Source organism: Microbacterium sp. Kw_RZR3 (assembly GCF_029222405.1).
In the GTDB taxonomy this organism is placed as follows: Bacteria; Actinomycetota; Actinomycetes; order Actinomycetales; family Microbacteriaceae; genus Microbacterium.
In genome coordinates this window covers 1-6,102 of the sequence record NZ_JARHXC010000028.1, presented here as the reverse complement: position 1 = coordinate 6,102, position 6,102 = coordinate 1, and the positions used below count along the sequence as shown (strand labels likewise).

Annotated in this window: 7 protein-coding genes; 5 read left to right on the top strand and 2 right to left on the bottom strand. The window is 70.2% G+C overall.

Annotated features, from left to right (window positions below; genetic code table 11):
• Window positions 1-5 precede the first annotated feature (5 nt).
• Window positions 6-566 (bottom strand): DNA modification methylase, encoded by a 561-nt coding sequence (locus P2P98_RS01030; protein ID WP_275796340.1) that lies wholly within the window; start codon window positions 564-566, stop codon window positions 6-8.
• Window positions 567-757: 191 nt separating this feature from the next.
• On the opposite strand from P2P98_RS01030, the gene P2P98_RS01025 reads away from it, so the two are divergent.
• Window positions 758-1,240 carry a CarD family transcriptional regulator gene (locus tag P2P98_RS01025; RefSeq protein WP_013585821.1) on the top strand — a complete coding sequence of 161 codons (483 nt, stop codon included), beginning with the start codon at window positions 758-760 and terminating at the stop codon, window positions 1,238-1,240.
• A 61-nt stretch (window positions 1,241-1,301) separates the two neighbouring features.
• On the top strand, window positions 1,302-2,477 hold the full coding sequence (gene ispD, locus P2P98_RS01020) for a 2-C-methyl-D-erythritol 4-phosphate cytidylyltransferase (RefSeq protein WP_275796339.1): 1,176 nt from the start codon (window positions 1,302-1,304) through the stop codon (window positions 2,475-2,477).
• Here the strand turns inward: ispD and P2P98_RS01015 are convergent.
• Window positions 2,474-2,935 (bottom strand): GNAT family N-acetyltransferase, encoded by a 462-nt coding sequence (locus P2P98_RS01015; RefSeq protein ID WP_275796338.1) that lies wholly within the window; start codon window positions 2,933-2,935, stop codon window positions 2,474-2,476. The genes ispD and P2P98_RS01015 overlap by 4 nt on opposite strands.
• 68 nt (window positions 2,936-3,003) lie before the next feature.
• Between P2P98_RS01015 and cysS the strand changes: the two genes are divergently transcribed.
• The 3 genes from cysS to P2P98_RS01000 are packed head-to-tail and all read left to right on the top strand — an operon-like array spanning window position 3,004 to window position 6,059.
• Window positions 3,004-4,404, top strand: a complete 1,401-nt coding sequence (gene cysS / locus P2P98_RS01010; RefSeq protein WP_275796337.1) for a cysteine--tRNA ligase — start codon at window positions 3,004-3,006, stop codon at window positions 4,402-4,404.
• Complete coding sequence (gene rlmB, locus P2P98_RS01005) at window positions 4,397-5,395, top strand: 23S rRNA (guanosine(2251)-2'-O)-methyltransferase RlmB (protein ID WP_275796336.1); 999 nt, start codon at window positions 4,397-4,399, stop codon at window positions 5,393-5,395. The genes cysS and rlmB overlap by 8 nt, the downstream gene beginning before the upstream one ends.
• A gap of 22 nt (window positions 5,396-5,417) precedes the next feature.
• Window positions 5,418-6,059, top strand: coding sequence for an NAD(P)H-binding protein (locus tag P2P98_RS01000; protein WP_275796335.1), 642 nt, complete (start codon window positions 5,418-5,420; stop codon window positions 6,057-6,059).
• The last annotated feature ends 43 nt before the right edge of the window (window positions 6,060-6,102 follow it).

The following is a 6,102-nucleotide window of genomic DNA, read 5'->3' as shown; positions in this document are numbered from 1 at the left end:
TTCCGTCAGGAGGACGGCGTGGGGCTCGGGGTCGCGCTGGGCGTCGCGCTTGGCGTCGGGGTGTTCCAGACGGTGGCCTGCGGGGTGGGCGCGAGGGTCTTCAGGTACTGCAGTGCGCCGTCGAGGACGGGGACCTGCATGAGCGCCCCTTCGCCGTCGCCGGACTGGAAGTACACCGGGACGGTCGAACCGGGAACGGCGTCGATGCCGTCGAGACGGAGCGGCTCCACGTCATTCGTGAGGTCGCCCAGGCTCAGGGTGCTGCTGGCGGGGACCTTGACCGAGGCGCGGACGGCCGAGGAGCCCTCGCCGACCTCGAGGCGCAGCGTCTGCGGCTCGGTCGTGGAGTTGACGATCGCGGCGACGACGTTGCCGACCTCGCCGCTCTCGTCGGCGACGATGAGGACGTTGCGGACGTCCAGGGGGCCGGAAGCGGCGGGGACGTTGATTCCGTCAGAGGCGGAGTAGTCGATCGTCGTCGCCTGGGGCGCAAGGATGTTGCAACCCGTCGTGCCCAGCACGACGGCGGCACCTACGGCGATGGACGCGATCAGGCGCGATTTCACGGATCCTCCCAGGACGACAGACGGCACACCCTCATCCTACGGGGTCGGCGCACCGCGGTCGGCTCGGCGCGCGCCTCACCACCGCGTTCGCGCGCGAGAGGCGCGCGTGAGGGGAAGGTGCGTCGGGAGGGCGGAACCTTAGCGTATGAGTGCCTGTGGTATCCTGGATGTTGCCGAAAGGACATAACTCCATGCTTTTTGAGGTTGGCGAGACCGTCGTTTACCCGCACCATGGCGCGGCCACGATCATCGAGGTCAAAGAACGCGTCATCAAGGGCGAGACGAAGAAGTATCTGAAGCTGAACGTCACGCAAGGCGACCTCGTGATCGAGGTCCCGGCTGACAACGTCGACCTCGTCGGCGTTCGCGACGTCATCGGTAAAGAGGGTCTCGATCGCGTCTTCGACGTGCTGCGCGCACCGTTCACCGAAGAGCCCACCAACTGGTCTCGCCGTTACAAGGCGAACCTCGAGAAGCTGGCCTCGGGTGACGTCATCAAGGTGAGCGAGGTCGTCCGCGACCTGTGGCGCCGCGACCAGGACCGCGGGCTCTCCGCGGGCGAGAAGCGCATGCTGGCGAAGGCTCGCCAGATCCTCGTGTCGGAGCTGGCTCTGGCCGAGAAGACCGACGAAGACCGCGCGAGCGTCGTCCTCGACGAGGTCCTCGCCTCCTGAGACGCCCCATCGCCCGTCGTTCTTTCCGAGCGGCGGGCGATGCCCGCGCTAGCGTAGGGGAGTGATCCCCTCGCCTTCCCCGCGTCTCGCGGTCATCGTCGTCGCCGCCGGCTCCGGCACCCGTCTGCAGGGCGGAGCGCCGAAGGCCTTTGTCCCTCTCGACGGCGACTCGATCCTGCGTCATTCCCTCCGGGGGGTTCTGGCGGCGCCGCAGGCTCAGGTCGTGCTGGTCGTGCCAGAGGGATTTCGGGATGCCGCCCGCGCCGACGCGCAGGCCGTGTCCGGCGATCGTGGCGACGCCGTCCGCATCGTCGTCGGCGGTCGCACCCGGCAGGAATCCGTGGCCGCCGGCCTCTCGGCGCTCGACGCGGACATCGAGCTCGTGCTCGTGCACGACGCAGCGCGCGCGCTGACCCCGGTCTCGGTATTCGAGCGGGTGATCGACGCGCTTCGGGGAGGCGCGCCCGCCGTCATCCCGGCCGTCCCTGTCGTCGACACGATCAAGCGCGTCGATGAGAACGGGGTGATTCTCGCCGCGGTGGATCGTTCCGAACTCGCCGCCGCGCAGACCCCGCAGGGATTCCGACGCGACGTGCTCGAGGCGGCGGTCGCGGCCGCCGACGCCGACCACACCGACGACGCCGCCCTCGTCGCAGCTGCCGGACACCACGTCATGACGGTCGCGGGCCACGCCGACTCCTTCAAGATCACCACCGCCCCCGATCTCGAACGCGCGCGAGGTCTCGTCGCGCCGCGACCCCTGGCGGCGCCGCGCATCGGTATCGGAACCGATGTCCACGGCTTCGGCGGTGAGGGAACGCTCTGGCTCGCGGGTCTCGAGTGGCACGGCGAGCAAGCGCTGTCCGGGCACTCCGACGGAGACGCGGTCGCTCACGCCATCGTCGATGCGCTGCTGTCGGCTGCGGGCCTCGGTGACATCGGCACCCACTTCGGCACGGATCGACCGGAGTTCTCGGGGGCGCACGCCGAGGCCTTCCTCTCGCACACGGTGGGTCTGATCGAAGCGGCCGGCTGGCGCGTCGGGAACGTCTCCGTCCAGGTGCAGGCCAACCGCCCGCGTTTCGCCGCGCGTCGGGTCGAGGCCGAACAGGCGCTCTCGCGGGCGCTCCGCGGTGCGCCGGTCTCGGTCAGCGCCACCACCACCGACGGGCTCGGCTTCACCGGACGCACCGAGGGAGTCGCCGCCTTCGCGATCGCGCTGGTGCTTCCGCGCTAGATCTCGCGCGTCATGAAGGTCGACAGCGGGTCGGGCACGTACGCCCCGAACGGCGCGCACTCGACGAAGCCCTCGCTGGCGTAGAGACCGCGGGCCGCAGCGAAGTCGTCACCGCTGCCCGTCTCGAGCCACAGGCTCCGGATGCCACGTGCCCGCGCCTCGTCCACGATGTGGCGCAGAATCGCGCGGCCGATTCCCTTCCCGAGGAACGCCTCCGTCACGCGCATGGACTTCAGTTCTCCCTGGTCGGCGCCGAACGGCGACAGGGCGCCGATGCCGGCGAGTTCTCCGTCGGCCCATGCCGACCACAGCAGGGCTCCTTTGCCCATGAGCGCGTCGGCGTCCAGGGCGTGGCAGCTCTCGGCTGGAGTGTTCGCCAGCATCCCGGCGACGTGGGCTGTGACCAGCTCCCGTGTCGGTGCGCCGGAGAGGTCGTCGAGGCGGATGTCGAGCTGCACGGATCGAGACTAGCGTCGCCGTGTTTCGGGCTCGGGTCGCCGTCGGAGGCGGCCGGTAGGCTGGGGCGGTGACTGTTCGGCTCTACGACACGAAGGCTCAGGCCCTGCGTGACTTCACGCCTCTCGACCCGTCGAATGTCACCGTCTACGTCTGCGGACCGACCGTCCAGTCGGGTCCGCACATCGGGCACGTGCGCGCCGCCCTCGCCTTCGATCTGCTGCGCCGCTGGCTCGCTCATCGCTTCGGCCGGGTGACTTTCGTCCGCAACGTCACCGACATCGACGACAAGGTGCTCGCGAATGCCACCGACACCGAGCCGTGGTGGGCGCTCGCGTATCGGATGGAGCTCGAGTTCTCCCGCGCGTACGCCGCTATCGGCATCCTCCCGCCGACCTACGAGCCGCGCGCGACCGCGTCGGTCACGCAGATGCAGGAACTGATCGCGGAGCTCATCGAGCGCGGTCACGCATACCCCGCCGAGGGTGACGTGTACTTCGACGTCCGGTCCTGGCCCGCCTACGGGGAGCTCACGCGTCAGAGCCTGGATGCCATGGAGCCCGCGTCCGACGCCGACCCTCGCGGAAAGCGCGACCCGCACGACTTCGCCCTGTGGAAGGGCGCGAAGCCCGGCGAGCCCGCGTCGGCGACGTGGGCCTCGCCGTGGGGCGCGGGCCGGCCGGGCTGGCACATCGAGTGCTCGGCGATGTCGCGCCGGTACCTCGGCCCCGAGTTCGACATCCACGGCGGCGGACTCGATCTGCGCTTCCCCCATCACGAGAACGAGATCGCCCAGTCGACCGCAGCCGGCGATGCGTTCGCGCGCTATTGGGTGCACAACGGTCTCGTGACCGTCGACGGGCAGAAGATGTCGAAGTCGCTCGGCAACTTCACGCTCGCGGCCGACGTGCTCGACGCGCACGACCCGCTCGTGGTGCGATACGCGCTCGCCGCGGCGCACTACCGCTCCAACCTCGATCTGAGCGACGCATCATGGGCCGAGGCCGAGGCAGCCCTCGGCCGGATCCGGACGTTCCTCGACCGGGCCCGACGTGTCGTCGCGCCCGGGTGGCCCGAGGCGAAGGAGGGGCTGCCCGCGGAGTTCTCCGAGGCCATGGACGACGACCTCTCGGTGCCCCGCGCGCTGGCGGCGATCCACACCAGCATCCGGGCGGGAAATGCGCTGCTCGACGCCGGCAAGTACGATGAGGCGAAGCAGGATGTCATGGACGTCATGCAGATGACGCTCGTCCTGGGGATCAACCCTCACTCTTTTCAGTGGGGTGGCACCGGCGGGGGAGCGGAGACCGCCGCTCTGGACGCCCTCGTCCAGACGATGATCGCGCAGCGCGCGCAAGCGCGCGCGGACAAGGATTGGGCGGCCGCGGATCGCATCCGTGACGCGATCGCCGCCGCAGGAATCACGCTGGAGGACACTCCAGCCGGAACCCACTGGAGTATCGATGGCTAAGCCAGGACGCCCGGGCGCACGCAACCCCGGCAAGAAGAAGGGCCCCCTGAAGGGCACCGGCGGGCACTCCCGCAAGGCGCTCGAGGGTCGGGGTCCCACCCCCAAGGCCGAAGACCGCGCGTGGCACCCCGCAGGCAAGCGCAAGGCCGCCCAGGAGCGCTACGCCGCCGCCGGCGGCAAGGGCAAGCCCGCCGTCCGCGGCGTCGGCGGCAACGCGAACCGGAAGAGCCCCAAGGCGTCCGACGACACCGAGACCGTCACCGGCCGCAACTCCGTGCTCGAGGCTCTGCGCGCGAAGATCCCCGCCACGGCCTTCTACATCGCGCAGCGCGTCGAGATGGACGACCGCGTGAAAGAGATGCTGTCGATCGCGACGAACCGCGGCATCCCGGTCCTGGAGGTCACGCGCCCCGAGCTCGACCGGATGGCCGGCTTCGACGGCGTCCACCAGGGTGTCGCCCTGAAGGTGCCGCCGTACACGTACGCGCACCCGCAGGACCTGCTCGAAGAGATCATCGACCGCGGCGAGGTCCCGCTGCTCGTCGCGCTCGACGGCGTCACCGACCCGCGCAACCTCGGGGCGATCATCCGCTCGACCGGCGCCTTCGGTGGCCAGGGGCTCATCCTTCCGCAGCGCCGTTCGGCGAGCGTCAACTCCGCAGCCTGGAAGACCAGCGCCGGAGCCGCGGCGCGCATCCCGGTGGCCCTCGCGGCCAACCTCACCGCGACGCTGAAGGAGTTCAAGAAGCAGGGCGTGTTCGTGCTCGGTCTCGCCGGTGACGGCGAGGTCTCGCTGCCCGCGCTCGAGCTCGCGGATCGTCCCGTCGTCATCGTCGTGGGCTCCGAGGGCAAGGGCCTCTCGCGCCTCGTGACCGAGACCTGCGACCAGGTCGTGTCGATCCCGATCTCCGCCGCAACCGAGTCGCTGAACGCCGGTATCGCGGCATCCGTGGCTCTGTACCAGGTGTCGACGCTTCGCGCCGCGCACTGATCCCGTCGAGGAAGGAACGCTGATGACCCGTATCGCCGTGATCGGAGGAACCGGCTATGCCGGTAGCCACATCGTCGCCGAGGCCGCCCGCCGCGGACACACCGCCGTCTCGATCGCCCGGTCGGTCCCGACCGAGCGCGTGGAGGGCGTGACCTACCTCGAGGGCACGGTCCTCGACGTCCCCGGCCTGGTCGCCCAGCTCGAGGGTGTCGACGTGGTCGTGTCCGCCGTGGCCCCGCGCGGCGACATGGAGGGCAAGCTCCGTCCCGCGATCGCCGAGCTCGTCGCGGCTCTTCCCGAGAACGTCCGGGTGGGTGTCGTCGGCGGCGCCGGTGGCTCGCTCGTCGCCGAGGGCGGCCCGCGACTGATCGACACCGACGGCTTCGCCGAGGAGTACAAGCCCGAGGCGCGGGAGGCCATCGGCATCCTCGAAGACCTCCAGGCCGACGACACGGGTCGCAACTGGTTCTACATCCACCCCGCGGGCGGCTTCGGCTCGTGGGCTCCGGGCGAGCGGACGGGCGCGTACCGCGACGGCGGCGACGTCCTCGTCGTCGACGGCGACGGCAACTCCTTCATCGGCGGCGCCGACTTCGCGGTCGCGGTCCTCGACGAGATCGAGAACCCGAAGCACACGCGCGAGCGTTTCACCGTCGGTTACTGAAACCCGCTTCTTACACGGAAGGCCGTGGCATCCCGGATCGTCT

Coding starts and splice junctions, on each gene's coding strand:
- P2P98_RS01000 (WP_275796335.1), top strand. CDS start 5,418: ATGACCCGTATCGCCGTGATCGGAGGAACCGGCTATGCCGGTAGCCAC.
- P2P98_RS01025 (WP_013585821.1), top strand. CDS start 758: ATGCTTTTTGAGGTTGGCGAGACCGTCGTTTACCCGCACCATGGCGCG.
- rlmB (WP_275796336.1), top strand. CDS start 4,397: ATGGCTAAGCCAGGACGCCCGGGCGCACGCAACCCCGGCAAGAAGAAG.